We start from the raw sequence: 24,545 nt of genomic DNA, 5'->3' as shown, positions 1-24,545 counted from the left end.
ACCGGCACAGGGCCCGCCGGGAACCCGGCAGAAGGCGGCTCATCTCGAAATAAAGGCCTATAGAGGGTGGTTTCACCTCGGCACGACTGATGCTTTTAGATCCAGACATAACAATCAAACTGGAGTTAACAATGAAAAAATCCACCCTTCTGACCCTGATGATCCTGATGAGTAACACCGCTGCGATGGCGAATGTTCTTCATGTCACCACCGGCAAGGACTCAGTCCCGGGTTCTTTGCGATCCGTGGTTTCTGAAGCGCAATCCGGCGACACCATCGAAATCGACGAAAATGTGACACTGCTGACTTTGAGTGATGGCGAGATCGTGATTCAGAAAAGCCTGACCTTGCAAGGCGCGAAAAACTCCCGCCCGGTTGTGGATGCTCAAAACCGAAGCCGCATTTTCATGATCAGCGGATTGAATCTGAACGTGAACATTTCCAATATCAACTTCACCCACGGAAATTCCAACAAAGCCACTTTGACGACTTATCCTGCAGGCGGTGCCATCAATATTCTGAGTGAAGGTTCCAGAATTGACATCACCAATGCGGACTTCTTTGAAAACACTTCTGCAAGTCATGGAGGTGCGATTGAGGCCTCGGGGCCGGCGGCCCCTCATTACAGCATGCTGACTCTGAACCACGTGAACATTCATGACAACACCTCCCGCTATGGTGGTGCGGCCTTGTTCCACTGGGGCACTTCCGTAAAAGCGACAGACACTGTTTTTGAACACAACACTGCAATGCAAGGGGATGGTGGCGCCATCTGGTCTTCCACCGGATGTCTGGATCTGAATCACGTGTCTATCACCGGCAATCAAGGTCAAATCCAGGGTGGACTATACTCTGCCTCCTTCATGAAACTTGTCGACGTTTTGGTGGACCACAACCTTTCTGCTGAAAACACCGCCGCAGTCGAAGGCGGTTTCATCCTGAAAATGCAGGACAGCCAGATCCAGAGCCTGGCAAAACCACTTTCTTTGAACAGTGACGGAAACAATCTGATCGGTGAATTCACACCATCCCCAACCAAACCACTTTCTTCGGTGGTTTTTCACCCGACCGATAAAGTAGGAAACACAGAAAACGCTTCCAGTCTTAACGTCAATGTCGCTCGTCAGCCCACCTACGGTCCATGTGTATGGGAGATGATGAAATAAACGCGCCGCTGCCGGACTTTTCTCGTAACAATTTGTTATTTACCCTAAAACCAACCAAGGAGCCCTTATGAAATTCAACTTTAAACCCGGCCATCGAAACAGCATCACCGACATTGACTCAATCCGTGTTGGCCAGGCTGAAGATCCTAAAGTCTGGACCGGCGTTTCCGTAATGCTTCTGGATAACGGGGCTGTCGCCGGTGTGGATGTTCGCGGAGGTGCGCCGGGCACTCGCGACACCGACGCTTTGAATCCAAGCTGTCTGGTCGACCGTATCGATGCAATTGTCCTAAGTGGTGGCTCGGTGTTTGGATTGGGAGCCTCGTCCGCAGTCACGGACATTCTGGCTTCCCGCGGAATCGGTTTTCCGATTGGCCCCGCACGCGCCCCGATCGTACCCAGCGCAGTTTTGTTTGACCTGCTAAATGGCGGCGACAAAAACTGGGGCGACAAGTCCCCTTACTGGGAACTGGGTCGCACCGCTTTGAACAACGCTTCTTTGGATTTCAAATTGGGTAACGCCGGCGCTGGTTTTGGCGCGAAGGCCGGCCCGCTGAAGGGCGGTTTGGGCACAGCCTCTTCTGTTTCCGGAGACGGTTTGCAAATCGGAGCCCTTGTCGCCGTAAACTGCGTGGGAAGCCCGATCATGCCGGGACAGTCCGCTTTTTGGGCGTGGCCTTTTGAACAAAACAATGAAATGGGCGGACAGCCGATTCCAACTTCAGCAATTGATTTCAATTCTGCTCAGGAAGCATGGACGGGGTCGCCGCTGGACAGCTTGATCCCCCGGGCCGGTGAAAACACCACGATTGGAGTTGTGGCGACCAATGCCCGCCTGACCAAAGCAGAAGCCCAGCGCATCGCCATCATGGCTCAGGATGGATATGCCCGTTCCATCCGTCCAGTGCACACGCCGTTTGACGGCGACACCGTGTTTGCCGTTGCAACCGGCACTTGGGGACAGGACATCGAAAACCGTGCGGATCTGGTGAATCGAATTGGTTTGGTGGCGGCTGACGTTCTGGCCCGCGCGGTGGCCCGCGGGGTCTATGAAGCCTCAGCCCTTGGCGCACTTCCCGCCTATAAGGAAGTTCACGGAAAGAATTTGCGCAAAAAATAAAAAAAGGCCCGTCACTGCGACGGGCCTTTTTCATTCTGCACTCTAGCGATAGATGCGGAACAGAGTACCGCTTTCAGAAAGGATGATGAGGTATTTCATCATGATCTCTGATGGATAATTTGCGGCATCGTTGTATTTCGCCTGATACTCAACAATCAGCTCGTAACGCTGGTCACTGGTCATGGTCTTAACTTCACGAGTCAAGGCCTGCTCTGCCACGGTATAAGCTGATGCGCTCATATCCTGGTGAGTTGTTTTCAGGAAGTTGTCCGGTTTGCTTGTGGTTACAAGTTTGTGGTACTTGTGACCTTCTGCATCCGCCTGACGGAAGGTCAGACTTTTTGCAGCAAGCTCTTTGCGATACTGATTTGGGATCAGTTTGCCAACACCCAGAACGAACGCCTCGTAAAGCTTACGGGCACGGCTGTCAGGTTTGTTTCCTTCCAGACGTTTTTGGAAATCCGTCGCAATTTTGATCATGCCCTCACTGCCAATATTGTAGCAGGTCTGGTCGCTTTGCAGAGCCAGAATGAAGGCATTGAAGGTTTCCATCGCCATGTTTTTATAAGCCACATCTGCCGCACTTTCTGCACGGGCAGTGTTGTGACGTTCCGCAAAGAAATTCAGCAGCGTGACGGTGTATTCAGTCGAAGCAAACGCGGTTTTATCGTTTTTGATGACCGAGATAAACTCGTTCACATAACGATTGAACTCTTTGGTGGCGTACTTTTCCTGAATGGATCCCGGCGCACTGACTTCGGCACGCCCCGCCCACACCTGCACCACGTCCAGGTGTTCTTTCAGGGTGGCATCGATGTTCTTTTTGCAGGCCACTTCTTCCACGCGCAGATTCAGTTTTGGAATCTCGCTGTTGGAAATGGCATTGATGTCCAAGGCCGCCTTGCCACCCATCGCTTCGGCCTGAACCTCAACAACTGCGATCGGCGCCGGGCTGCTCAAAATCTCAGAGGCCAAAGGCTGATCTGTGCTGGCGATAATGACATTGTTATATGCCTTCACGGGAATCCGATCGCCTTTGTCGGTCACCAAAGTCACCGAAACGATTTTCACTTTTCCGGCACTGGGTTTTGCCTTGAGGCTGGTCAGCGGCAATGCTTTGACCAGATCCAGTTTATACAAACTTCCACCCGTCTGACGAGTGACATCGCCGATACGACCAACCCCCTCGAACGGTGGTTTGTTCTGTGTTTCATTAAACAGATCCGCCCCGCTGGTATAAGCCGGAATTTGAACTTCCGCGTGCGCAACGGCTGCAAACTGCAGCGCCAGAACCGATGCAACTATTCGTTGAGACCAATAACGTTCCATTGAGATTCCTTTCTCTCGTTGTTTTGAAGTACGACTTTAGCCCGAATTGAGATTCTGAATCGTGAGACGCGAAATCACGACTAATAAAAAAGACAGCTGCATAAATGCATGTGACGCAAACACACTTCACGGTGGGTGACAGTGTGTTGCGGTTTGGAAATTATCAAAGAAAGTCAGTGCTGGCTGGTGGAACCCTTCAGATAGTTTTGAAGCTTGTCAAAGGATTGGGACCATCCTTGAATACATTCAGCCTGCAGCTCATTGGGAATGCCCTCTTGAGACAACATGAAGCCACTGCGTTCTTTCCCGTGGGATTCAAACTCGAATGTGATGTAGCCTTTTTCCGGCCACTCCCCGGGCATATTGGCTTCTTTGGCGGATATCGGCTGCCCCCGTTCATTGGCAAACTGATCGGTCATGACGATGCGTTCGTTTTGGACGACCTCTTCAATTGATCCGGCCATTCCTCCGCCGCCCTGTTCGTAGCCCTTCATGTTGATATAATACCTGCCACCGTTGCGAAACTCCCATTCGACATGATCGGTATATATACCCTCCGGCCACCACCATTGTTTCAAGGCTTCAGGACTTGAGAAGGCGGCAAACAGTTTTTCCACAGGGACATCATACTGCCGATCGATCACCAGCAGCTTCGAATGCGGGGTTGAACCTTTGTGTGTGGCAGACTGCTTGCTGCCGCTTTTAATTGGCTCCATTTAAACTCCTTTTTTTTTACTTATTGTCATAGGAGTAATCTTAGCCAAGTCTGCTCTTCTCAAAACGTCTTTAATTCCCGCTTGTCAAAAATAGGCATGCCCTTCTTTCATTTGACAGAATCTAATGATCGAAGCTTGAAGATTGCTTTTCTGTTCCAATCCACAAACGAGGATAGCCCTCAAAGTCAACTTTCTCAGATTCGCGAGGAGGGCTACATTCAGCGCGCTTTTTTAACTCCTGCTCGTGCCGTATTCGAAAGAAACGTTTTGCCTCAAAAGAAGATATATCATCAAAATTTTTCATAACCCTAGATACCTCTTTTGACATCTTTTCGCTCACACTAGAGACACTTAAAATTCGGATCGCCACAAATCTCTTTTGAACCTCGCCAGACCTCAACCATGAATATACCTGCAATGTTTCGCTGAATAGCTTGAAAAGCTCATTCAAGTCCGAAAAGGCAATTTCCCTCTTACAATATACATAGGTTCGATTAGCAGTCGTCAGTTCGCATCGAATCAGCATCTTCGAAAACAACTCGATCCTTTGATCCGCTGAAAAGCGACGGGAGTTCACTGTAACAAAACTAAAACATCCTTCCGAATTACACTTCTCTGCCTTCGCAGCGATCTCATCAAATGACAAATCGGTGCCATACTGTGCATTCAAATACTCTGAGTACTTATTTAGCCCAATATCGCGGCTCTTAAGTAACTCCAATGACCTTTCCTTTGTCATTTTAATCTTGAGATCACCCAACAGAGTCATGACAAAATTTGTATGACGATCAATATCCCTGTAATACAAAGTACCAAGGCCCGCCATAGATAGCACAACAACAACTCCGAGAAAGATTGTAGTGCAAACAATACGCATGCTCCTCAAAGAATCCCGTGGCGCCTTGACACCAGCATAAGAAATCAAAGGCACGAAGGTTAATAATCCTGCAGCAAGTACAATCCAAACTAAAGGCTGACTTCCCAGATAGCGAATCAATAGAAGCACGACAAAGAAGAGACCACTGATTTTCAGAAATCTCTTTCGTCCAATATTGCTATATTGCCGTACAGCTTCATTTTTATATGGAATGCAAAAACGTATAAGCGCGACAATGAGAATTACAAATCCCCAAAATGATATTTTTCCAGAGATTTCAGACCAGGAACCAATAAGGACAATATTTTCAGATGCTATTCCAAGTATCAATATCACCAATGCAGCTGAGATCGCTATCAGCAAATTCTCAACTGCATACCAGGCCATTATCTTTTTGCGTGAGTACGGAAGAATTTGTATCCAGTTGCTTGGCACACCGGTGTTCATGCACACTAGGATCGCCGGAAAACCAATTGAATCAAAGAAATCCGAGAACTGGCGGCAAACCAAGGTCATACTCGCCACGAAGAACATGTACGCCCATACGGTTTTTATTCTGCTAAAGATGAAGGATATCATCTTTTTGCCTTTTCAACAAAGTAGGTAAACATCTCCTCCAGTGTCACAACATTCAAGTCGTTGTGCTCATGATTGTCTACCTCTGAAACTGCGAAAATTCCGTGGTCATTCCTTGATACTTCGACCCACTTTCCGTCATAAACAAATTCGTCAACTGGAAACAATTTCTTGGAAAAATGCTTTCTTAGCTCGTGGTGACTGCCGGACCTTAGAACATTCCCTTTGTTGATTAATATGAGATGCGAATCAATATGCTGTGTCTCAGATGCAATATTTGTAGCAAGAACGACTGTTCCCAATTGCTGTGTATGTATCCGCAACTCCTCCACTACCATTCTTCTAACGTAAGGGTCTAGAGTCGCGGTCACTTCGTCAACCAAGACAATAGGAACCTGAGTCCCTATTGCAAGCGCAAACTGAAGCAATATCTTCTGTCCCCTAGATAAGTCTTTTGATGTCTTTTTAATTTCTATTGAACCGTAACCGATAATCCGTCGAAAGACTTCTGGTCTAAATTGTGGCCATATTACTTTATATATCTGCTCCAGCTTCGCGATTGTCAGATCTGGCAAAATAATATCTTCAGAAACAAGAATTTGATGTTCATTGAAACCTTTGTTATCAACGCTTCTATTCAAACCATTCAAAGTCAACGAGCCACTCGTCCACTGCTGTACACCTGCAAGGCATTTTAGCAGAGTTGATTTGCCACTGCCGTTCGCACCAAGTACTACCGTAAATTCGCCTAAAGGGATTCCAAGATTGGCCTCTTTCAATGCCCAACTATCTTGAAAAGGATATTTGACCGACAGACACTTAAGCTCAAATCCGTTCTTCATAACAGACTTATCGGATAAACATCATAAAGTTTAAACTCTCGTTAGAACTCTCCCTAAATCAGTCTCATAGTGAGCCTATATCCCCGCCCACTCCAATGCCTTCTGGCTGTCGATGAATGTGCGCATAAAGATAATTTTACCGTTACGGACAATAAAGCCATCGGCGATGTTGCCTTCGATCCAATCCGATCGGTCTTTCAAGCGTACGTGGACTTTGACGAAGACCACGTACTTGTCCCCGGCATTCAGGATCTTTTCCGGCTTGCAGGTGCCTTCGGCCCAGGTGGCACGCGCGGTGCTGAAGTGCTTCATCATCGCCTCGATGCCCTTGTAGGTTCCGGACATCGGAAAGCCTTCAGGCTCAATTCGCTCCACCTCGGGGTCAAAATACTGGCGAAGGGCCGGGATGTCGTCACTGTTAAGCAGTGCATAGACTTCGCGAACAATGGATTCGTTCGTCATTTTTTCTTTTCCTTTTTATACTTCGGGAAAAGGGACAAATACTTGCCATATCCTTTGGCTTCCATTTCTTCGACCGGGATAAAATTCAGCGCGGCAGAATTGATGCAATAGCGTTTGCCGCCCTTGTCCGCCGGGCCATCGTCAAATAAATGCCCCAGATGGGAATCGGCTTTTTTAGAACGCAGCTCGGTGCGCTCCACCGACATTTCATAATCAGGTTTTGTTACCAGTGAGCCGTCATCAATAGGCTTGGTGAAGCTGGGCCAGCCGGTTCCGGAGTCGTATTTGTCTGTGGAGCTGAACAAAGGCTCGCCGCTGACAATATCAACATAGATGCCTTCTCTTTTGTTGTTCCAATAAAGATTGTCGAATGGCTTTTCCGTTGCTGACTGCTGTGTGCATTGATACTGCATCGGCGTCAGCTTTTTCTTAAGCTCCGCATCCGAAGGTTTCTTGTAATCACTGTCCTTGGCCCACAGAACACTGGCAAACAGAAAGCTGAGAATAAAAATCCCGAACCTCATAAGAGACTCCCTTGTATTTTCATTACTCTTTCATCTTCCTCTTATCCCCTGCCATCATCAAGTCCAGCGAGCGGGCCCGCCATAAGATTCGTAGCCAAAGTCATTTTTCTGTTTTGGCAACAGTTTTCCCTTTCCAGTGCCTTCTAACAGGTTCATACTGGCGACACTCCCATGGAGTGAGTCTTGTCATGAACACACATTCTCTCAAATCCTGGCTTCCCACTGTCAGCATCAGTCTGGCTAGCTTCATTTTCGTGACCAGCGAGTTTATTCCCGTTGGGCTGCTGCCAGAGATTTCGGCAGGGCTTGGTAAAAGCGAGGCCTTCACCGGCCTGCTGATGACCATCTATGCATGGATTGTGGCGACGATGTCGTTACCGATGACGGTGGTGAGTTCTCACTGGGACCGACGTCGCCTGATGTTGATTCTGTTGGGAACATTTGTCGTGGCAAACCTTGCCTCGGGCCTGGCGGCAAGTTTTGGCATGCTGCTGGTGTGCCGGATCATCGTGGCCTTTGCCCATGCCGTGTTTTGGTCTATCGCAATTCCGCTGGCGATTCGCCTGGGTCCTGCCGGAGGCCGCGCCAAGGCGCTTTCGATTATTGCCATGGGAGCCTCCCTGGGTAATATCCTTGGCATCCCATTTGGCACCTTCCTGGGGCAAAGCTTCGGATGGCGCATGGCCTTTAGCGTGATCGCATTGGTGGCCTTTATTATTTACCTGATTTTGTATCGCATGCTGCCCGCTTTACCCAGCCAGAGTGTCACTACATTTAAAAATGTTCCGTCGTTATTCAGACGAAAATCCCTGGTGCTGGTTTACCTGATGACCGCCCTGACCGTGACCGGGCATTTCACCGCGTTTACGTATATCAAGCCCTTCTTGCTGGCCGTTGGCGGAATTTCAACTGATTTTGTCGTGGTGTTGCTTTTCGTGTTTGGTGCTTCCGGCATCTTTGGCAGCATTCTGGGCAGCAAGATCATATACAAGCACCCTAAAAACTCCCTGTGGGTGTCGTTAGGAATCGTATTCGCCAGTTTGCTGTTGATGTCTTGGGCGGTGCATTCGCAAGTCGGGCTGATGGCGCTGGCCTTTATCTGGGGAACGGCATTGACCATCCTGTGCCTGATCTTCCAGTCTTCCGTGCTTAAAGAAGCCCCTGATGTGCAGGATGTGGCCATGTCACTGTATTCGGGGATCTTCAATATTGGTATTGGTGGCGGTGCCCTGCTGGGAAGTATTTCATCCACAAACCATATCGGCTCAGTGGGCTATGTGGGCGCGGTCTTTGTCCTGATTTCTCTAATGCTGTCGGCCAAATTCCAGATCTCGCAGCTGAAACAAAGCCCCGGAAGCGGGGCCTTTTAATTTTTTGCAGCTTAAACGTAAGAACCCAGTTCCTTGCTCATAAAACGCTTGCGCATTTTAATCGTGTTTTTTGTCTCCAAAACACCCAGTCTGCGGGCGATAAGTTCTTTGCTGGAAACCTTTTTAGTCAGGACTTCCGTGGAAGCAAACAATTCCACACCACTTTCCAAAGTTTCATAAAGCTCAAACACATCACAGGCCTTCAGGTACTCTGTGCGGACGGCCTGACCTTCAAAGTTAGTGTAAGTGTACTGGCTGTATTCTTTGGCGTCTTTTTCAGCCGCTTTTACCGCTGCGTTCGCATTCGCAGCCTGGAACAACACCACACGCTCTTCAAGCAGTTCTGCGAAGGCTTGCTTGCCTTTGGCGCTGGATTTCCCCACAGCACGAGTTACATAAAGGGTCTTAACGGCGAACCATTTTTTATTTTTCATTGTCTCTTCCTATGGGTTGTTTCATCAGTGATCGCCTGATCACTGCACCACTATAATGAGCAGACTAAATGGCAGTCAATACACTCTCACTGCGGGCTCCGCGTGTTCCGCGAGCTCCCCCCGCCCCCAATCTCCCCCAAAAGGGTTGGAACGAAAAAAGGAGCGGGCCTCGTTTTTTTATTAATTTCCATGTTCCCGCCGGTAAAAGGGCCCAACGTTACCAAGATGTATTCAAGGGTTCTTCATAGTAAACCGAAATATAAGTCATGATAACACCGGTACGTGTCTCACTCTGGAACATCATACTTTTGCTGGCATCACTGGCTTTAACGGGCTGCACGTTTGATTTGCAACTGGTCCCTACCAGCGTCGTCCTGCCTTCAGAAACTCCTCCTAATGTGACCCCGCCGGCCCCGACAGGACCGACCTTGAACGTCAGTGCCCCGTCCGTGCCCTATGGAACTGTGGCGACAAACTTCGTTTATACCGTCAGCTACACTGATGCCACGACCGTCAACTTACAAGATGCCGACATCACCCTCGCTGGCCCCGACACGGCCGGCTGCACAGCTGTGGTGACGAATGGAACCACCATGACCCCGACGGTGACCATCAGCGGATGTTCGGGGGATGGCCCGGTGAATATCTCCATTGCTGCCGACACGGCGGCAGATGCAGATGGCCTTTTGGCACCCGCATACGGACCATCAACAAGTGCCACGATAAAAAACTCTTTCATCATGACCATCGACACCAGCAAAGGCAATGCTGCCAACTCGATGGAGCTGCCACTGAATGGCTGGTCCGGATACAACTTTGTGGTTCACTGGGGTGACGGCAGTTCCGATCCGGTTGATTCTGCAAGCTGGAATCCCGGCATGCCCGCAATTTCACACAACTACGCGACGGGCGGAATCTATGACATCAAAATCAAAGGTGCCATGCCTTGGTTCCGCTTTGCCGGTGCGGGTGATTATCTGAAAGTCATCGACGTAAAACAATGGGGCACCAATCAGTGGGGCACTATGCAACTGATGTTTGCGGGCTGCGCGAATATGCAAGTCACTGCGACAGATGCTCCGGACTTGACTCAAATGACCGATATGCGCGGCGCATTTATGATGGCTACTAGCTTCAACAGCCCTATCGGTCATTGGAACACCAGCGGGATCGAGGATATGAGCAATTTGTTCATGGGAGCGGCAGCTTTCAATCAGCCCATCGGAAACTGGGACACTTCCAGCGTGATCACAATGAACAGTATGTTCAGCGATGCCCTTGCCTTCAATCAAAACATCAGCAACTGGAATACGGCCAATGTCACCGACATGGCTAGAATGTTTATGGGGGCTCTGGCCTTCAATCAGCCTCTGACTAAATCGGTAAGTTTCTGGGACACATCCAAAGTCACGGATATGACATCCATGTTCCAAAATGCAGACGCCTTCAACCAGCCCCTGGCAAGTTGGGTCTTTGCTACCCCTGGGCTGACTAGCATGGAGCAGATGTTCTTCGGCGCCGACGCCTTCAATCAGGATATCAGTGGGTGGGTCCTTCCCGCGGGCGTGAACAACACCCTCTTCGATCACCAATCCAATCCTGCCTGGGACGCCAGCAAAAAACCGACATTCCCCTAACTAAGGGACCTCAGGGGCCAAGGACTTTGCCAGCTCCACGATCATGGCAAATTGTTTCTGAACGCTGATGTAAATACCCTCATCGGTGCAGCGTTCAGTGTCGGCCGTGGCAGACTGTGACGATCGTGTTGTTTTTGAGGCGATCCCCACCACATAGGTCCGCCCTTGAATTCGGGCAAAGGCGGGACCACCGGAATCCCCCTGGCAAAAACCTTTGCCTTGAGACTGTTGCACACGGAAACGGCTTTCGTTCTTTGCAAAAGCCGACACCGTCAACTGAACCGACCGCAGGGTGTTGCCGCCATCACCTTTAATGTCCGACCAAACACCATTGGTGCGCCCATAGCCTGCCGCCAGAACAGAGCGCAGATCCCCTACAGAATGATCCATCAGAGGCGTGACTATGATATCCTCAGGCAACTGCTTTTTTAACTTCAAAATCCCAAAATCAAAATCCTGATTTCCGGCTTTGTACTGCTCTGGCACCACGAACGTTTCTTCGGCATAGGCCAGGTGCTCTCCGGTTTTGGTCTTATATTCGACCGTGCGTAAATACGCTTGCGGTGTCTTCAGACAATGGGCGGCGGTCAGAATCAACTGTCTGCTCAGTGGAATCCCCGTGCACTGAAACACGTCGTTCATTTCCACCTTCTGGCCGTTTATAACCTCGATTCGGGTGTTATAGTAGGTGCGCACACTGACAACCATCTGGGACAGGTCGCTCTGAAAAGAAGCTGAAGCTCCGCCGATAATCCCCTGCCCTTGCTCCAATTCCATGCCGGTCCCTTGAAAGCTTTCAGGGCTTTCCTGGCAATTGATCAAAAGAAGTGAAAGAAGCATTAACAGTTTTTTCATAAGATACTTTCGCTGGGGCTTAAAACATCCATGCGAGTCTCATGCCCGCGGCCCCCTGATCTTAGAAGAGCTATAAGCCGCTCTTGGCGGCCCCCGGCTGTCCAGCAACTGAGCGAGGCACCAGAAGTGTCACCGGCTGACATATTTATATGAAGATATTTCTCAAATAATCTGTAAATCACAACCAGTTCCCTCCCTACGCTGGCAGAGTTCTTGTATTACCTGCTGCCACGAGGTGAATGGAAATGGATACGCAACCTGTTCGTTTATTTCTTGCGATCACATCTTTGATTGTGGCAAGCGGGCTTTCTACGGCAAAGGCTCAAAGCATTCCGTATTATTCGGCGGCGCCAACCCAAGGTCAAAGTGCGATTGATTATTTAACCGCTGTCGACAGCCTCAGTGCGGCTTCAATCCGCGAAGCTCTGCTGACAGCGTGGCAGCATGGCCTGAATCCCTCCGTCTATTGGAGCGCCGAACTGGAGCAATCCTTCCTGCGTGGAACCCTGGAAACTGACTTCGACCGACGGCAAATTCTGGCGGTCTATGTGAAGGCCCTGCGCGACGTCCATAGTGGATCGGTCAATCCGACCGGCCTGGCATCAGATATCAAAGTCAAAAGAAAGGACTTTCTGACGGCCGAACAGGTTCGCCTTGTCGTCCTGAGCAGTCAGGGCAGCGCAAGACTGGCCCTTGATAAAATGGCCCCGCAATTTCCTGTCTATCAGTCCCTGAAAATGGCGCTGCAAAGGCTTTATCCGCTGATGGAAACCGGACTGTGGGAAAGCATCACCCCCGCAAAAAAGCCCCTGTCCCTGGGGAAAAAAGATCCCGTCATCATCAAGCTGAAAGAACGTTTGCGCCAGTTGGGCTATCGCATCGACAGCATGAATGACACCTTTGATCAGGACATGCTGGCCGCAATCAATGACATTCAAATGAACCTGAAAATGAAACCGGATGGAGTGATTTCACCCGGCGGCCGCACCTGGAAGTTTTTCAGCGTTTCCCTGTTGGACCGCTTGAGCCAGTTACAAGCGGACATGGAACAACTGCGCTGGTTCCCGCAGAACCTTGAAGACCGTCATATTTTCGTGAATACGGCGTTTTCCCACTTCATGATGACGGATAAAAAGAACAATATCTCAATGAGCTTCAAGGCGATCAACGGCACGGCGGAACGAAAAACGCCCACGCTTCGGGATCGGATCACCTATCTGGTGATGAACCCGACATGGACAATTCCGCCCACGGTGTTCCTGAACGACAAAGTGGAGATTCTGAAGAAACTCGACTCCAAGGGTATTCGCAAGTACTTCACTGACAACAGATTTGAAGTGTACACCGCTGACTTTAGCCGAACCATTGACCCGACCAGCATTGACTGGAAATCGATTAAGTCTTCGAGCGTGAACTTCTATATCAGACAGAAACCGAGCTACAATAATGCACTGGGCGTTGTGAAGTTCATGATGACAAATCCTTATGCGATCTATCTGCACGACACCAATCAGCGCGACTTGTTCGGCGAGGCCCAGCGCCTGCGCAGTTCAGGATGTGTGCGCCTGGAAAAACCGCTGGATCTGGCCGAATATCTGCTTGCAGGAACGCAATGGTCCCGACCGCAGATTGAAAACTTCGTGGTTAAAGAAGGTCAAGTGGTTGATAAGGAAACCCGGGTGGACCTTAAAGAGCCGATGCCGGTTTATTTAGTACCTGTAACTTCCCAAATGAACTCGGACGGTGTTATCCGTTTTGTGGAAGACGTTTACGGACACAATCAGTTAATTTTATCTCAAGTAAAAGGATTAGGACGGTAATTATGGCAAAATATCTTTTAATCGTGGGTCTATTCGTAGCTTTCAATGTTGTGACGTCACAGGCAAACGCCACTGTCAGTGCCGGTGCAGCGTCGCAACTGTACGTGACTGGCGTGGTTGAACACATCGAGGCCATGGAAAACGAAGCCATGGTAAAGCTGGTGGGCCTGCCAAAGCTTCTGATCATCAAAAATCTGATGAGCTTCCCTGAAGCCAAACTGCACCTGTTGACGGAATCTCAGGAAAGCCGCGTTCCATTGAAACTTAAGATCAACGGCAGCAACCAGATTCTGGATGTTATCAATCCCTAACGAAAACCCAGCACTTGCCGCTGCATCGAAACTATGGGTATCATCCAAGGCTTGAGACGGAGGACCTGATGAAGACCATTTATTTCACAGCGGCCAGCTTGGATGGGTATATTGCTGATCCCAACGACTCTCTTGAATGGCTCTTCAAAAACGGCCCCACGGATATTAGTTTCATCGACACTTTTGTAAATACGGTGGGCGCCCTGGCCATGGGCACTTCAACCTACAAGTGGATGCAACAACATGCCGAGGAATGGCCTTATAAAGTCCCCTGCTTTGTTTTCACCCATCAAAACCTTAAGCCTTTCCCCAACGCCGACATCCGTTTTGTTCAGGGGGATGTTGCCAGTCACCACAAAGAAATGCAGAAGCTGGCTGAAGGAAAGAACATCTGGGTTGTGGGCGGTGGTGATCTGGCCGGACAGTTTTACGATCAAGGCCTGTTGAATGAAATGCACATTCAGACTGTGGCGGTCTTTCTAAATGAAGGCAAAAAACTTTTTGCGCGCCAAACCGACACCGCGTTTAAGATCAAGGACATCCGCCAGCACGGAGACACCTGCGTTGAGGTCATCTATTCGGTGACCCCTTAAGGCCTGTGGCTAACGAGGTCGCCACGCTGCTTGGACTTACTCGGCGTAAAGAACGCCATGATCTCTCAGATTGCAGTCCAAGTCCAAGGCAAAGGCTTCTTGAAACCAGCCACTGTGATAAGAACCACTATTAAGATAAAGATAGACGTCCTGAGTAAAAGGACCAATTTGCCCTTGTGCACCCCGACGAGCATCCCCTGCCTGCAGAGTACCTACCAGAACCGGAGACGAGGGACGATCACTGGGGTGTCCGTGCTTGGCTGCGATCTCAGAGATTTGTAAATCACAGTTGGCTGTAGCAGCCTGAGAACTCAGGACCAGAGAAAAAGACAAAAAAGCAAAAGCGACTTTGTTCATGATGTTCTACCTTTGTTTAAAAGCTATAGGCCTTTGGCTTTAGCTGACTTTCGGGCGCCCCTCAAGTCAGGAGATTGTTCAGAGCCCCGGCCTATAAGAAGTTCAGGGAACAGGTTTTTTAAAGTACATATCTTTGGCCAGAGTCTCCAACTCCATAGGAGACTCCTGCCACACCTTGAACATCTCCTGGCCGATTTTGTCGGGCACAATATCCAAAACCTCTTTTTCGACGTGGGCCAAGATACTGTCTGCTACGTCGGCCGGAGAGGTCATATCCATTTCGGCACCTTTATTCATGTCCGTATCGATGGCACCCGGATTCACCGCATGAACAGCAATACCGTAGGGACTAAGTTCGATACGAGCCGCCTGAGTCATTGAATAAAGAGCGGCTTTGGATGCCGAATATCCAGCAATAAAAGGAAAGTTCACGAACTTGGCTATCGACACGATATTCACAATACGACCGTCGCTGTTGCGCTTAAGCACGGGGACAAAGGCCCTCATCACATCCATTGTCGAGAAGTAATTAACCTGCATGTCCTGGATGAAGCCGTCCCTATTCCCTTCCAAAAAACTTCCGGCATGAAGAGTGCCGGCATTGTTGATCAGAATCTGCACGTCGGCAGCGGACGACACCGCTTCACTGATTTGCTCAAAGTTGGTGATATCGAGCTGAACGGGAACCACGCGCGGGTCTTCATTTATCGGCAATTTGTTTTTATCTCTGGCGGCAGCGTAAACCTTGGCGACACCCCGACGGAGGCAGGCCTTGACTAAAGCGGCACCGATTCCGCGGTTGGCTCCGGTGATAAAAACATTCTTTCCTTTGAAATCCATAAAACCTCCTGGTAGATCCAAGGCAGGCTAGGATATTTCAACTTAAAATACTGGCCATTTACGGACATTGTCGTCCTTCTGTTCGGACCAGAACTACTTCCCGGTGGACACGACGTAATAGATCCCGCACAAAGTGATCAGCACCGGTAATATGAAGGTCAATCCTATCACCCAAAGGGTTTTACGACGTACTTCTCTTTCTGCGATTTCGGAATCTTGAGGCGTGTCCATATCAGTCCTTTACAAAAGACAGGTCTAATTTCGGGGAATTGTAACGACACCATTATCGGAAGACAAATAAAAAGCCCCCGCTCCTTAACCTGATCCAAGTGTACAAAATGTTGCTGTCACTCAGCAGGAGCCTTGAGTTCGGCTCGTATTTCCTTGGAAGGCGCAATAAACAGTTCATCAGCAACTCAGCAATCGTAAAGGAACAAACGATGAAACAGCTTATATCTTCAATAGCGATTATTTCAATGACAGCTCTGACGGCCTTCGCCGGGGAAAGCCAGCAAGTCACCATTGGCAGTGTGTTTACCAATCTAACCACGGAGTGTGTTGAAGTCAGCGCGGCAAACCAACAATCCCCGATTGATTTCTATAATGCCGAATGCAAGGGCTTTGGCGGGTATCAATTAAACATCTCTGGGGGCGACCTTCGCTATCATCCGGAACTGACTTACGGCGGCCAGCAAATTGCCCTTAAAAACCCGTACTCGTTCCATGACGTGGCTTCAACTGAGGTGGAATGGATGTACCGCAAAACGAATTCCTTAGAGGACGGCAGCGGATCGTTGCAGTGGATTGGCTTTATCTATCGCCTGTCTGAAGCCACGGAAGATGGAATGTCGGATGTGGAAGTGGTGTATGCGGTTCGTTTGGATGGGGCGGACACCTGCTCTATTGGCACCGCCGCCACTGAAGAACAAGCACGGGCGCTTGTTCTTAGCTCAAAGGCTCACTGTAAATAGTCTGACTCTTATTTTGTATTGTCGTGAACGCAAAAGGCCGGAAGCTTATCAAGGGGTCTGTCCTGATAGTCGACGGCCCCTAGCTCTTTCAGTTCTTTGAGGGTTGTTTCCCTGACGACGCCATCACCGCCGCGAATTCTAAGTACAAGATGAGTATCAACGTTCGCTGGATTCTCTTTGTCGATTTTGATCTTTTTCTTGTTGTCCCAAGCGACGATAGCCGTATCAACAGAGCCATCTTTCTTTTTAATCTGCACCATCATACTGTCCACTTGGGGTTTGCCGAATGCCGCAACCCGGATCACTTCTTCCAGGTCCGCCAGCTTCATATTCAAGCCAAGTTGTTTGCCCAGAGTGTGACAGAATGATCCCGCGTCAGCGCGTTTGCTAAACTTAATTTTGGAAACCGCGACGGAGTTCTCACCGACATTAACATCCTGAGTAAATGGCAGCAGGTTCGCGTGGGCGTGGAAAACGGAGAAGTTCAAAATTAAGACAGTTGCCAACAAGACTCTTTTCATAGGGCACCTCTGCCCATTTCCACTGCGAGAGCTGTTCCAGCCCCAAATGCAATAAAGCTTGTTTAGGCCCAGACGAACTGTCGAAGGCTCACAGGCACCAACCAAATTTGTTATGTCTTAAATTGAAATACGAAGCTTCTGTTGCAAAGTGAGACGCGGGTATTAAGGATTGTCTCGAGCTTTAGCTGGCAATGAGGCCACATACGCCTCTGGTAAACCCGAAGCGCGGGCTCCTCTTATCAAGGCCTCGAGATACCGTTCACTGACAGGACCATCAAGACTGCGACGACTCGGTGACGTCACAAAGGCCGTCGCCTCAAACTCTTGCCCGTCGACGGAAACACTCAGAGTCGTCTCAACTGACATCCCAGTCACGACACCTTCTTTGTGCTGAATAATGGGCCATTCTTTTTCCGGAATCTCAAATAACCTTCCAAAGACAGACGAGTCTTTTTTGGCGACCAACCCGGCAACACGCCCACCCCACCAACGCGAAGGAAAATCAAAAATCAAATCGACACCTTTTGCTTCAGCCACCAGCCCCTCGGGCAATGTGAAAAACTGATAGCTATGCTCTTCCGCCCAAACCTCGAAAGCCTGGCGATCCAAAACCCCCGAGTATGCAAAATACAATTTGCTTCCGGTTCCTTGAATTTGATTTCTTGCTTGCATCACTTTTCCGTAATGGGCATCCATATTTGATTTCCTTCTGCTTCTAAGTATCAGGTCTTGGCTCAAAGCTCTTGCAGTGTATCCCGGATCCAAGTCATTTGGCTTTTAATATCGCCTGATTTTGGCCATTTTTTAAAAAAAATGGCGGCCCGGAGGAGACGAGTTCAAAACGCCTTTGTGACAACAACATTCTGTTGTTTATCGCAATCAAATGTCTAAAAAAAAGACGTGGTATCCTTCAAATTAAACCTTGCGACATCTCAACTGTCTAATAAACTTGGAGTATGAAAACGAAGCTGCTGTACTTCCTATCTTTTATTATCTTGGCACATTCAGCGCAGGCAAAAACGGAGACTGAATTTCGCGCCGCAATTCCTGCGGGTCTGGCACCACCTCTTTTGATTGAAAAAGAAGGAAAAGTGGACGGCCTTATCGTCGACTATGTCAATGCTTTGGCAGAGGCTATGGGACGTACCGCAAGCTTCAGTGTCGTGACTCGTTATCGACTCAACAGATACATGCTGACAGGCCAAATGGATGTCCTCTGCTATACAAGCAAAATCTGGGATGACGGAGTTAAAAAATTAGACTTCTCCGAAGTTCTTTTTAACAAAAAAGAAGTTATTATTGGCCCGGCACCGATGCCAAAAAAAATAAGCGATCTGCAAGGCAAAAAAATCGGAACGATGCTTCAGTACGTTTACCCCAAGCTCGATCCCTACTTTGCGTCCGGCAAAATTCTACGCGAAGACAGCTTATCCGAAGAAGGAAATCTAAAAAAACTGCTCAATGGCCGTATCCAGTACGTCGTCACAGATCAAATTTTTTTCGATTATTTCCGTCTTGAAAATCCCAACATTGCAAAAAACCGCGAAGCACTTTTTCTGAGAGACTACCCCATTGTCTGTTCAATCAGTCGCAAAGGGCGAATCACGAAGAAGGAAGTAGATAAAGCCATCGCTGATATTAAAAGTTCGGGAAAAATGAAGGCCTTGTTTAAAAAATACGGCAGCACGTATGTTGATTGATTTTGGGCATAAAAAAACCGAAGACTCAGCTTCGGTGATTTTGGCCATGTTTTCGGAGAAAAAATGGCGGGGTGGACGGGACTCGAACCCGCGGCCTTCCGCGTGACAGGCGGACGTTATAACCAACTTAACTACCACCCCAGTGGCGTTTCGGAGAATCTTTTATAGCCAAGTCGGACACCCCTGACAACATTATTTTTAAAAAAACTTAATATCATGGCGTCCTATGCCCTCTTTTTGGGCAAATAAAGCCCTAGCCGGGCAGTTTTGAAGGGTATAATGTCTTTGCACCATCAAGGAGACCCCAAAATGAAGAAACTTTTGGCTGTAACTGCCCTGCTACTGTCCCAAGCCGCTGTGGCTGAATCCATCACCTATGACGTTGAAGGCATGCACTGCGCTTCCTGCGCCAAATCCATCAAGGCTCAGGTGTGCAAAATGGACGGCCTGGAAAAATGCGATGTTACTGTCGGCAAAGTGATTGTCTCACCTAAAGCCGGTTCAACGATTTCTCAAGATCAGATTCAAGCGGCGATTTCAAAAGCCGGTGAATACAAGATCATCAACTCTTCAAAGTCCAAGTAAGATTGTGGAATCATCGAATCCCCTTTTCAGGGGGTTCGATTAAAAAAAATTGACCATAGAGCGCGATGACCTGGCCGCACTTCTTTGGCATAATGATCCCATGATTAACACAGTATCCGCAGCCCCCAAGGGTCGCCTGCTTATTATCGATGACGAATTTGAACTTCTGGAAGTCCTGACGGCCATCCTTGAAGGCAGCACGTCTGAAATCCACCGCGCCAACAACGGCATCGAAGGCATTGATCTGCTGAAAACCCAACAATTCGACGCGGTTCTTTCTGATGAAAAGATGCCAAAGAAATCCGGCCTGGAAGTTCTGAAGTGGATGCGTGAAAACGGCCTGCAGATCCCTTTTATCATTCACACCGGCTATGGTCAGAAGGACATGGTGCTGGAAGCTCAAAGATTGGGCGTGTATGCCTTTATTGACAAGCCGTGGGATGAAAACTCCCTCATTTCCACCGTGGAACGTGCCCTAAAAACTGGGATGGAGCAAAAGAAGGCCTAAAGGCCTTGTCTCCCCCACCCAAATCCCTCATCATAGAGAGCATCCGGGCCTGTGGCGCCCTAGAATAGGAACTCTCATGAACAAGCTCTTTTGGATCGACATGGAGATGACCGGTCTTGATGTCGAGAAGGAAGTGATCATCGAAGTGGCGGCCATCGTCACGGATCTGAACTTCAAGGAACTCGAAACATTTGAAACCGTGGTGAAGCAGCCCCAGAAATATCTGGACAGCATGGACGCCTGGAACACGGAACATCACAGGAAATCCGGCCTGACCGCTAAGGTGCCTAACGGAATGGATCCGGATCAGGTGGAAGCCAAACTTGTGGACATGGTGAAGAAGCACTTCCCGGATCCGAAGGACAAGCCGGTACTTGCGGGGAATTCCATCATGCAAGACCGCCTTTTCATCAACAAGTACATGCCGGAATTTGCCGGTCGCCTGCACTACCGCATGGTGGATGTGTCCTCCTGGAAGGTCATCATCAACAATAAGTTCAAATACGTGTACCAGAAGGCCAATAAGCACCGCGCCCTGGAAGACATCCGCGAAAGCATCCAGGAACTGCGCCACTATACCGATAAAATGCACTTCACGAAATAACGCCCAAACATGCGTCCACTGCGGATCTTAAGGCAGCGGACGCATGCTCATTTCTTTTGACTCGAAAATCAAAGGCCCCTACTTTCTTGTGCAGGAGCTGAATGATGCGCAAAAGTCTGCTGTTTTTGCTATGTCTGTTTCTTCCTCTGGCCGGCATTGCTGCCGAGATGGTTTACATTTACCATCCGCCCGAATCTGAAATAGATCGTCGTTACGCCTACCACTGGGATCTCTTAAAGGCGGCGTTGGAAATCACCAAAGATAAATATGGGCCCTATGTTTTAAAGCCCAGCGTGCGCATGACGGAAGACCGTCAGATGCGCGAGCTTTTGTCGAACTCGCAAAAGCTGACTGTCATGATCCGCGAAACATCCATCAAGCGCGAGCGTCAGCTTGAGACCGTGCGCATCCCCATCGACAAAAGCCTGATTTCTTATCGCGTTTTGCTGATCAATAAAAAAGACAAGGCCACTTTTGCCAAGATCACCACGCTGGATCAGCTTAAAAAAATCCCCATGCGCCAGGGCGAGGGATGGGGGGACAATGCCATTCTTGAAAGCGCCGGATTCCGCGTGCTGGAAGAGGTTTACTATGATCGTATCTTTGAAAATCTGGTATTCAGCGCTCACACCACGGCCTTTCCCCGCGGCGTAACTGAGGTGCTCGAAGAATACCATGCACGCAAAGAACGCCTGCCTCAGTTGATGATCGAAGAAAATCTTTTGTTGTATTATCCCCTGCCGACTTATTTCTGGTTTCCGCAGACAGCAGAAGGAAAAAAGCTCGCCCTCCGAACCAAAGAGGGTTTGGAAAAGCTGATCCAAACCGGTGAATTTGACCGGATGTTCAACAAAGCCTATGGCAAAGTTATTGCCGATCTGAATCTTAAGAACAGAAAACTGTTCAGAATCGACAATCCCATGTTGCCAACAACGGTTCCCTTCGACGATAAGAAGCTGTGGTTTGATCCGACCAAATAAATTCGGATCAGACGGAAGGGCTGCCTTATGCCGCAGAAGAAAACCGCTGAAAACGAATCGGCCTTTAAAAACTGGATCAACGATGCACTGGTGCGCCGTATGGCCGAACATGTGCAATATCACCACCCTGCTTTTGACAGCAAGAGCTTTCAAAAGCTCAGCCGTGAGCTGTCCGCGCTGGAGATGAAACCTCGTGTTCAGTTGATCCGCGGACGCTTGCAGTCTCATCTTCCCGAAGACTACACCAAAGCCTTAAACATTTTACTTAAAGCCGTAACGAAGCCCAAACCCGGTGTTGAGCCGCTGTCAGGCTTTGATCTTTGGGCTTTCACTGAGTTTGTCCAAGCTTACGGCCTGGAACATTTTGATGAATCCATGAAGGGTCTGCACACGCTGACCCAGAAATTCACCGCCGAATGGGCTGTGCGCCCCTTCCTGATCCACCGTCAGGAAGAAACCCTGAAACAGTTGATGGCCTGGACACGGGATGAAAGCCATCACGTGCGCCGCTGGGTTTCGGAAGGCTCCCGCCCCCGCCTGCCGTGGGGCGAGCTGCTGCGCGAATTTATCAAAGACCCGGCTCCGACATTAAAACTATTGGAAGAGCTGAAATACGATGAAGAGCTTTACGTGCGCAAGTCCGTGGCCAATCATCTGAATGACATCACTAAAACTCATCCCGAGGTGGTGATCAAAACTCTGAAGCGCTGGCAGAAAGAGTCTCCGAAAGAGCAAAAAGCCAAAATCGACTGGATCACCCGTCATGCTCTGAGAACGCAAGTAAAGGCCGGAAACCCGGAGGCCTTAAAGCTTTTGGGTTATCATACAGAAGCCACAGTGAAGCTGCATGATCTGACGTTGAAGCCAAAGACCGTGAAAACCGGCGGCCACCTTGAAATGTCGTTTGCTCTGACAAGTCCAAAAGATGCAACAGTTGTCGTGGACTATGCGATTCACTATAAAAAGGCCAACGGCACAAATTCAGCCAAAGTGTTCAAGCTTGCCAATAAAGAGCTGAAAGCCAAAAAGCGGATGGAGTTCACGAAAAAGCATTCCTTCCGCCCTGTGACCACGCGAGTCCTTTACCCGGGCTCGCATGTTGTCGAGATCTTTGTGAATGGAAAGAGCCTGGGGAAGGCCACTTTCCTTTTGAAGGATTAAAGGTCTTTTTTCAACTGCTCCAGGGATTTTAGAACTTCCTTGAAGCGCTCCTCTTTCACTTCCGGATGAGCCAAAGCGATCTCGATGGTCTTTTTGGCTTCGTCCTTTTGTTTTAGTTCTTTCTGGATCTCAGCCAAAGTTTGCAGGTTATGAAGACGAAGATCTTCACCCAACTCCACTGCCAGCTTGGCCTGCGGCAGGGCTTTTTCGTAAGCCTTGTTACGCACGTAGTAGTTTGCAAGCTTCATGTGCGGCACGTAGCTGTGGGGATCAGCCTTTTCAAGTTTCAGCAGCCAGGATTCCTCGATTTCGGGAAGTCCGGCCTGGCGGAAATAATACAACGTCGCCATCACTTCGCCTGGTCTTTTTTCCGAAAGCTTCAAAGAACGCACTTCTTCCTGCAGTTCCTTTTGAATTTTTACGACTTCTTCTTTTTGCCCCAGAGCTTCGGCAGATGTTTTCCACATGGAAAGGGCTTCCGCCCGCTCTACCGGTGCCATCGGACTGACATCCCAGGCCGCCACCCATTTGACGGTGTCGGCTTTGGATTTTGTCAGGTTCTGCAGGAACTCACAGTTGGCCTTCAGACGTTCTTTCAAATCAGCCGGAAGTTCTTTCTTTTCATTCTGCAGAAACTCGGCCCATTCGTTGGTGGCTGTCACGCCGGTGAAACTTTGCGGCTTCAAATCGGCCCATTTTTTCAGGATGGCAAAATACTCGTCCGTCTTCTTGTCAGCACGGGCTTTCTTTGCAGCCATTGAAGTTTCGGCCGAGGCAAAACGATCCGACTTGGAATCAATCTGACGATACCACTTTACTGAACTTTCCATATCCAGAGCGTTGTAGGCATTCTCGGCCAGGGTTTCGATGGCCTTTTGATCTCCGGCCTGTGCCAGTTTTTCAAGATCCGCAGCGGGCTGAAGGTTCTTTTTCGCGTCTTTGATACGTTGGGCGTAAACATCGGCGGGCGCAAAATCCAGGGCACGATAAAGCTCGGTGCCGTCGGGTTTTAAGATCAACACTGTGGGAATAGCTTTAATATTGTACTGCTTCCCGAACGATTTATTGACGGTCATGTCAGCATTCAAAGCAACAAGAACGAAATCTTTCGTGACGCTTTTAAAGGCCTTGGTACCAAACACTTCGGTTTCAAGACGAACACAGGCCGGACACCAAGGGGCGCCGTAATCAACCAGCAGATTTTTTTTGGACTTTGCCGCCAAAACTTTGGCAGCTTCCAGATCATTTTCGATAAAGCCGTGGTGGTTCTTGTGAACTTTGCCCGTGGAAGCTTTCACTTCCGGCTTGGCAAGGTCGGCTTTTTTGACTTCGCTTGCTGACTTTAATTTTCCCGCGGAAAGCATGTAAGTGATTTTATGCTCTTCACAGACGGTTTTCTTGTCGTCGCAGACATAGAAGCCAAGTTCGAATGGCTCATTTTCTTTTGCTGGCATGGCGAAGATCAATTGAGATTCTTCTTTAACAAGAGGCGCGATCTCCGCGCCCTTCATAACAAAGGCAGCAGGAGCTTCTTTATTGAAATGAAAACCTTTTTGAATGGCGCCGACAATTTTTCCGTCTTTCACGGTGAATGTGGCTTTGCCGTCCGAAAGACGACCGAATGCGGATGCCGCGATGAACAGGGTTAAGATAAAACCAAGAACCTTCATAAGTCCTCCTGAATAT

Annotated in this window: 28 protein-coding genes and 1 tRNA gene; 14 read left to right on the top strand and 15 right to left on the bottom strand. The window is 49.1% G+C overall.

Annotated features, from left to right (window positions below):
• Window positions 1-131 precede the first annotated feature (131 nt).
• Both ACZ520_RS06255 and ACZ520_RS06250 read left to right on the top strand, forming a co-directional pair.
• Window positions 132-1,166 carry a right-handed parallel beta-helix repeat-containing protein gene (locus tag ACZ520_RS06255; RefSeq protein WP_464127777.1) on the top strand — a complete coding sequence of 345 codons (1,035 nt, stop codon included), beginning with the start codon at window positions 132-134 and terminating at the stop codon, window positions 1,164-1,166.
• Window positions 1,167-1,233: 67 nt separating this feature from the next.
• The gene (locus ACZ520_RS06250) at window positions 1,234-2,286 is read left to right on the top strand and encodes a P1 family peptidase (protein WP_464127776.1); all 1,053 of its coding nucleotides are present in this window, start codon (window positions 1,234-1,236) and stop codon (window positions 2,284-2,286) included.
• Window positions 2,287-2,328: 42 nt separating this feature from the next.
• Here the strand turns inward: ACZ520_RS06250 and ACZ520_RS06245 are convergent, their stop codons facing one another.
• The 6 genes from ACZ520_RS06245 to msrB form a co-directional block, all read right to left on the bottom strand.
• Window positions 2,329-3,615 (bottom strand): beta-sandwich domain-containing protein, encoded by a 1,287-nt coding sequence (locus tag ACZ520_RS06245; protein WP_374032491.1) that lies wholly within the window; start codon window positions 3,613-3,615, stop codon window positions 2,329-2,331.
• Between the two features lie 173 nt (window positions 3,616-3,788).
• Complete coding sequence (locus tag ACZ520_RS06240; protein ID WP_464127775.1) at window positions 3,789-4,331, bottom strand: SRPBCC family protein; 543 nt, start codon at window positions 4,329-4,331, stop codon at window positions 3,789-3,791.
• A gap of 121 nt (window positions 4,332-4,452) precedes the next feature.
• Window positions 4,453-5,655, bottom strand: a complete 1,203-nt coding sequence (locus tag ACZ520_RS06235) for a hypothetical protein (protein WP_464127774.1) — start codon at window positions 5,653-5,655, stop codon at window positions 4,453-4,455.
• Between the two features lie 128 nt (window positions 5,656-5,783).
• Window positions 5,784-6,626: an ATP-binding cassette domain-containing protein gene (locus ACZ520_RS06230; RefSeq protein ID WP_464127773.1), complete on the bottom strand. Its 843-nt coding sequence runs from the start codon at window positions 6,624-6,626 to the stop codon at window positions 5,784-5,786.
• A gap of 75 nt (window positions 6,627-6,701) precedes the next feature.
• Window positions 6,702-7,088 carry a nuclear transport factor 2 family protein gene (locus ACZ520_RS06225; RefSeq protein ID WP_464127772.1) on the bottom strand — a complete coding sequence of 129 codons (387 nt, stop codon included), beginning with the start codon at window positions 7,086-7,088 and terminating at the stop codon, window positions 6,702-6,704.
• Window positions 7,085-7,612, bottom strand: coding sequence for a peptide-methionine (R)-S-oxide reductase MsrB (msrB, locus tag ACZ520_RS06220; protein ID WP_088565708.1), 528 nt, complete (start codon window positions 7,610-7,612; stop codon window positions 7,085-7,087). Before msrB ends, ACZ520_RS06225 begins: the two co-directional genes overlap by 4 nt.
• Window positions 7,613-7,800: 188 nt before the next feature.
• Here msrB and ACZ520_RS06215 point away from each other — a divergent pair, with 188 nt between their 5' ends.
• Window positions 7,801-8,982, top strand: coding sequence for a sugar transporter (locus tag ACZ520_RS06215; protein ID WP_416481013.1), 1,182 nt, complete (start codon window positions 7,801-7,803; stop codon window positions 8,980-8,982).
• An 11-nt stretch (window positions 8,983-8,993) separates the two neighbouring features.
• Here ACZ520_RS06215 and ACZ520_RS06210 read toward each other — a convergent pair whose 3' ends face one another.
• Window positions 8,994-9,416, bottom strand: a complete 423-nt coding sequence (locus tag ACZ520_RS06210) for a DUF4288 domain-containing protein (RefSeq protein WP_088565710.1) — start codon at window positions 9,414-9,416, stop codon at window positions 8,994-8,996.
• 308 nt (window positions 9,417-9,724) lie between these two features.
• Between ACZ520_RS06210 and ACZ520_RS06205 the strand changes: the two genes are divergently transcribed.
• On the top strand, window positions 9,725-11,053 hold the full coding sequence (locus ACZ520_RS06205) for a BspA family leucine-rich repeat surface protein (protein ID WP_464127771.1): 1,329 nt from the start codon (window positions 9,725-9,727) through the stop codon (window positions 11,051-11,053).
• Here the strand turns inward: ACZ520_RS06205 and ACZ520_RS06200 are convergent, their stop codons facing one another.
• Window positions 11,054-11,908 carry a trypsin-like serine protease gene (locus tag ACZ520_RS06200; protein WP_464127770.1) on the bottom strand — a complete coding sequence of 285 codons (855 nt, stop codon included), beginning with the start codon at window positions 11,906-11,908 and terminating at the stop codon, window positions 11,054-11,056.
• A gap of 245 nt (window positions 11,909-12,153) precedes the next feature.
• Between ACZ520_RS06200 and ACZ520_RS06195 the strand changes: the two genes are divergently transcribed.
• From ACZ520_RS06195 to ACZ520_RS06185, 3 genes are all read left to right on the top strand, one after another.
• Window positions 12,154-13,728, top strand: coding sequence for a L,D-transpeptidase family protein (locus tag ACZ520_RS06195; RefSeq protein ID WP_464127769.1), 1,575 nt, complete (start codon window positions 12,154-12,156; stop codon window positions 13,726-13,728).
• Between the two features lie 2 nt (window positions 13,729-13,730).
• Window positions 13,731-14,039 (top strand): hypothetical protein, encoded by a 309-nt coding sequence (locus ACZ520_RS06190; RefSeq protein ID WP_374032484.1) that lies wholly within the window; start codon window positions 13,731-13,733, stop codon window positions 14,037-14,039.
• 68 nt (window positions 14,040-14,107) lie between these two features.
• Window positions 14,108-14,632: a dihydrofolate reductase family protein gene (locus ACZ520_RS06185; RefSeq protein ID WP_232468623.1), complete on the top strand. Its 525-nt coding sequence runs from the start codon at window positions 14,108-14,110 to the stop codon at window positions 14,630-14,632.
• A 36-nt stretch (window positions 14,633-14,668) separates the two neighbouring features.
• Here ACZ520_RS06185 and ACZ520_RS06180 read toward each other — a convergent pair whose 3' ends face one another.
• From ACZ520_RS06180 to ACZ520_RS06170, 3 genes are all read right to left on the bottom strand, one after another.
• Window positions 14,669-14,989: a hypothetical protein gene (locus ACZ520_RS06180; protein WP_464127768.1), complete on the bottom strand. Its 321-nt coding sequence runs from the start codon at window positions 14,987-14,989 to the stop codon at window positions 14,669-14,671.
• Window positions 14,990-15,091: 102 nt separating this feature from the next.
• Window positions 15,092-15,829, bottom strand: a complete 738-nt coding sequence (locus ACZ520_RS06175; protein WP_464127767.1) for an SDR family oxidoreductase — start codon at window positions 15,827-15,829, stop codon at window positions 15,092-15,094.
• 93 nt (window positions 15,830-15,922) lie between these two features.
• On the bottom strand, window positions 15,923-16,060 hold the full coding sequence (locus ACZ520_RS06170; RefSeq protein WP_157678779.1) for a hypothetical protein: 138 nt from the start codon (window positions 16,058-16,060) through the stop codon (window positions 15,923-15,925).
• A gap of 209 nt (window positions 16,061-16,269) precedes the next feature.
• Here ACZ520_RS06170 and ACZ520_RS06165 point away from each other — a divergent pair, with 209 nt between their 5' ends.
• Window positions 16,270-16,800 (top strand): hypothetical protein, encoded by a 531-nt coding sequence (locus ACZ520_RS06165; protein ID WP_417869599.1) that lies wholly within the window; start codon window positions 16,270-16,272, stop codon window positions 16,798-16,800.
• An 8-nt stretch (window positions 16,801-16,808) separates the two neighbouring features.
• On the opposite strand, the gene ACZ520_RS06160 is transcribed toward ACZ520_RS06165, so the two are convergent.
• Both ACZ520_RS06160 and ACZ520_RS06155 read right to left on the bottom strand, forming a co-directional pair.
• The gene (locus tag ACZ520_RS06160; protein ID WP_088565721.1) at window positions 16,809-17,321 is read right to left on the bottom strand and encodes a hypothetical protein; all 513 of its coding nucleotides are present in this window, start codon (window positions 17,319-17,321) and stop codon (window positions 16,809-16,811) included.
• 162 nt (window positions 17,322-17,483) lie between these two features.
• Entirely contained in the window at window positions 17,484-18,017 is a 534-nt protein-coding gene (locus tag ACZ520_RS06155; protein WP_464127766.1) for a gamma-glutamylcyclotransferase, read from the bottom strand.
• Between the two features lie 260 nt (window positions 18,018-18,277).
• Between ACZ520_RS06155 and ACZ520_RS06150 the strand changes: the two genes are divergently transcribed.
• Window positions 18,278-19,021, top strand: coding sequence for a substrate-binding periplasmic protein (locus ACZ520_RS06150; protein ID WP_464127765.1), 744 nt, complete (start codon window positions 18,278-18,280; stop codon window positions 19,019-19,021).
• A gap of 64 nt (window positions 19,022-19,085) precedes the next feature.
• On the opposite strand, the gene ACZ520_RS06145 is transcribed toward ACZ520_RS06150, so the two are convergent.
• Window positions 19,086-19,162, bottom strand: a tRNA-Asp gene (locus tag ACZ520_RS06145).
• Window positions 19,163-19,330: 168 nt separating this feature from the next.
• On the opposite strand from ACZ520_RS06145, the gene ACZ520_RS06140 reads away from it, so the two are divergent.
• From ACZ520_RS06140 to ACZ520_RS06120, 5 genes are all read left to right on the top strand, one after another.
• The gene (locus tag ACZ520_RS06140) at window positions 19,331-19,606 is read left to right on the top strand and encodes a heavy-metal-associated domain-containing protein (RefSeq protein ID WP_088565731.1); all 276 of its coding nucleotides are present in this window, start codon (window positions 19,331-19,333) and stop codon (window positions 19,604-19,606) included.
• Between the two features lie 100 nt (window positions 19,607-19,706).
• The gene (locus tag ACZ520_RS06135) at window positions 19,707-20,114 is read left to right on the top strand and encodes a response regulator (protein ID WP_232468625.1); all 408 of its coding nucleotides are present in this window, start codon (window positions 19,707-19,709) and stop codon (window positions 20,112-20,114) included.
• A 76-nt stretch (window positions 20,115-20,190) separates the two neighbouring features.
• A complete protein-coding gene (gene orn / locus ACZ520_RS06130; protein ID WP_374028132.1) occupies window positions 20,191-20,718 on the top strand; it encodes an oligoribonuclease in 528 nt (175 codons plus the stop codon).
• Window positions 20,719-20,819: 101 nt separating this feature from the next.
• Complete coding sequence (locus ACZ520_RS06125) at window positions 20,820-21,698, top strand: hypothetical protein (protein WP_417869591.1); 879 nt, start codon at window positions 20,820-20,822, stop codon at window positions 21,696-21,698.
• Window positions 21,699-21,725: 27 nt separating this feature from the next.
• Window positions 21,726-22,859, top strand: coding sequence for a DNA alkylation repair protein (locus ACZ520_RS06120; RefSeq protein ID WP_464127764.1), 1,134 nt, complete (start codon window positions 21,726-21,728; stop codon window positions 22,857-22,859).
• Here ACZ520_RS06120 and ACZ520_RS06115 read toward each other — a convergent pair.
• Window positions 22,856-24,529, bottom strand: a complete 1,674-nt coding sequence (locus tag ACZ520_RS06115) for a thioredoxin family protein (RefSeq protein ID WP_464127763.1) — start codon at window positions 24,527-24,529, stop codon at window positions 22,856-22,858. The genes ACZ520_RS06120 and ACZ520_RS06115 overlap by 4 nt on opposite strands.
• Window positions 24,530-24,545 lie beyond the last annotated feature (16 nt).

The sequence above is a fragment of the Bdellovibrio sp. BIS2 genome (assembly GCF_055398295.1).
The sequence above is the reverse complement of the archived record's forward strand: the minus strand, read 5'-3'. Positions and strand labels throughout refer to the sequence as shown.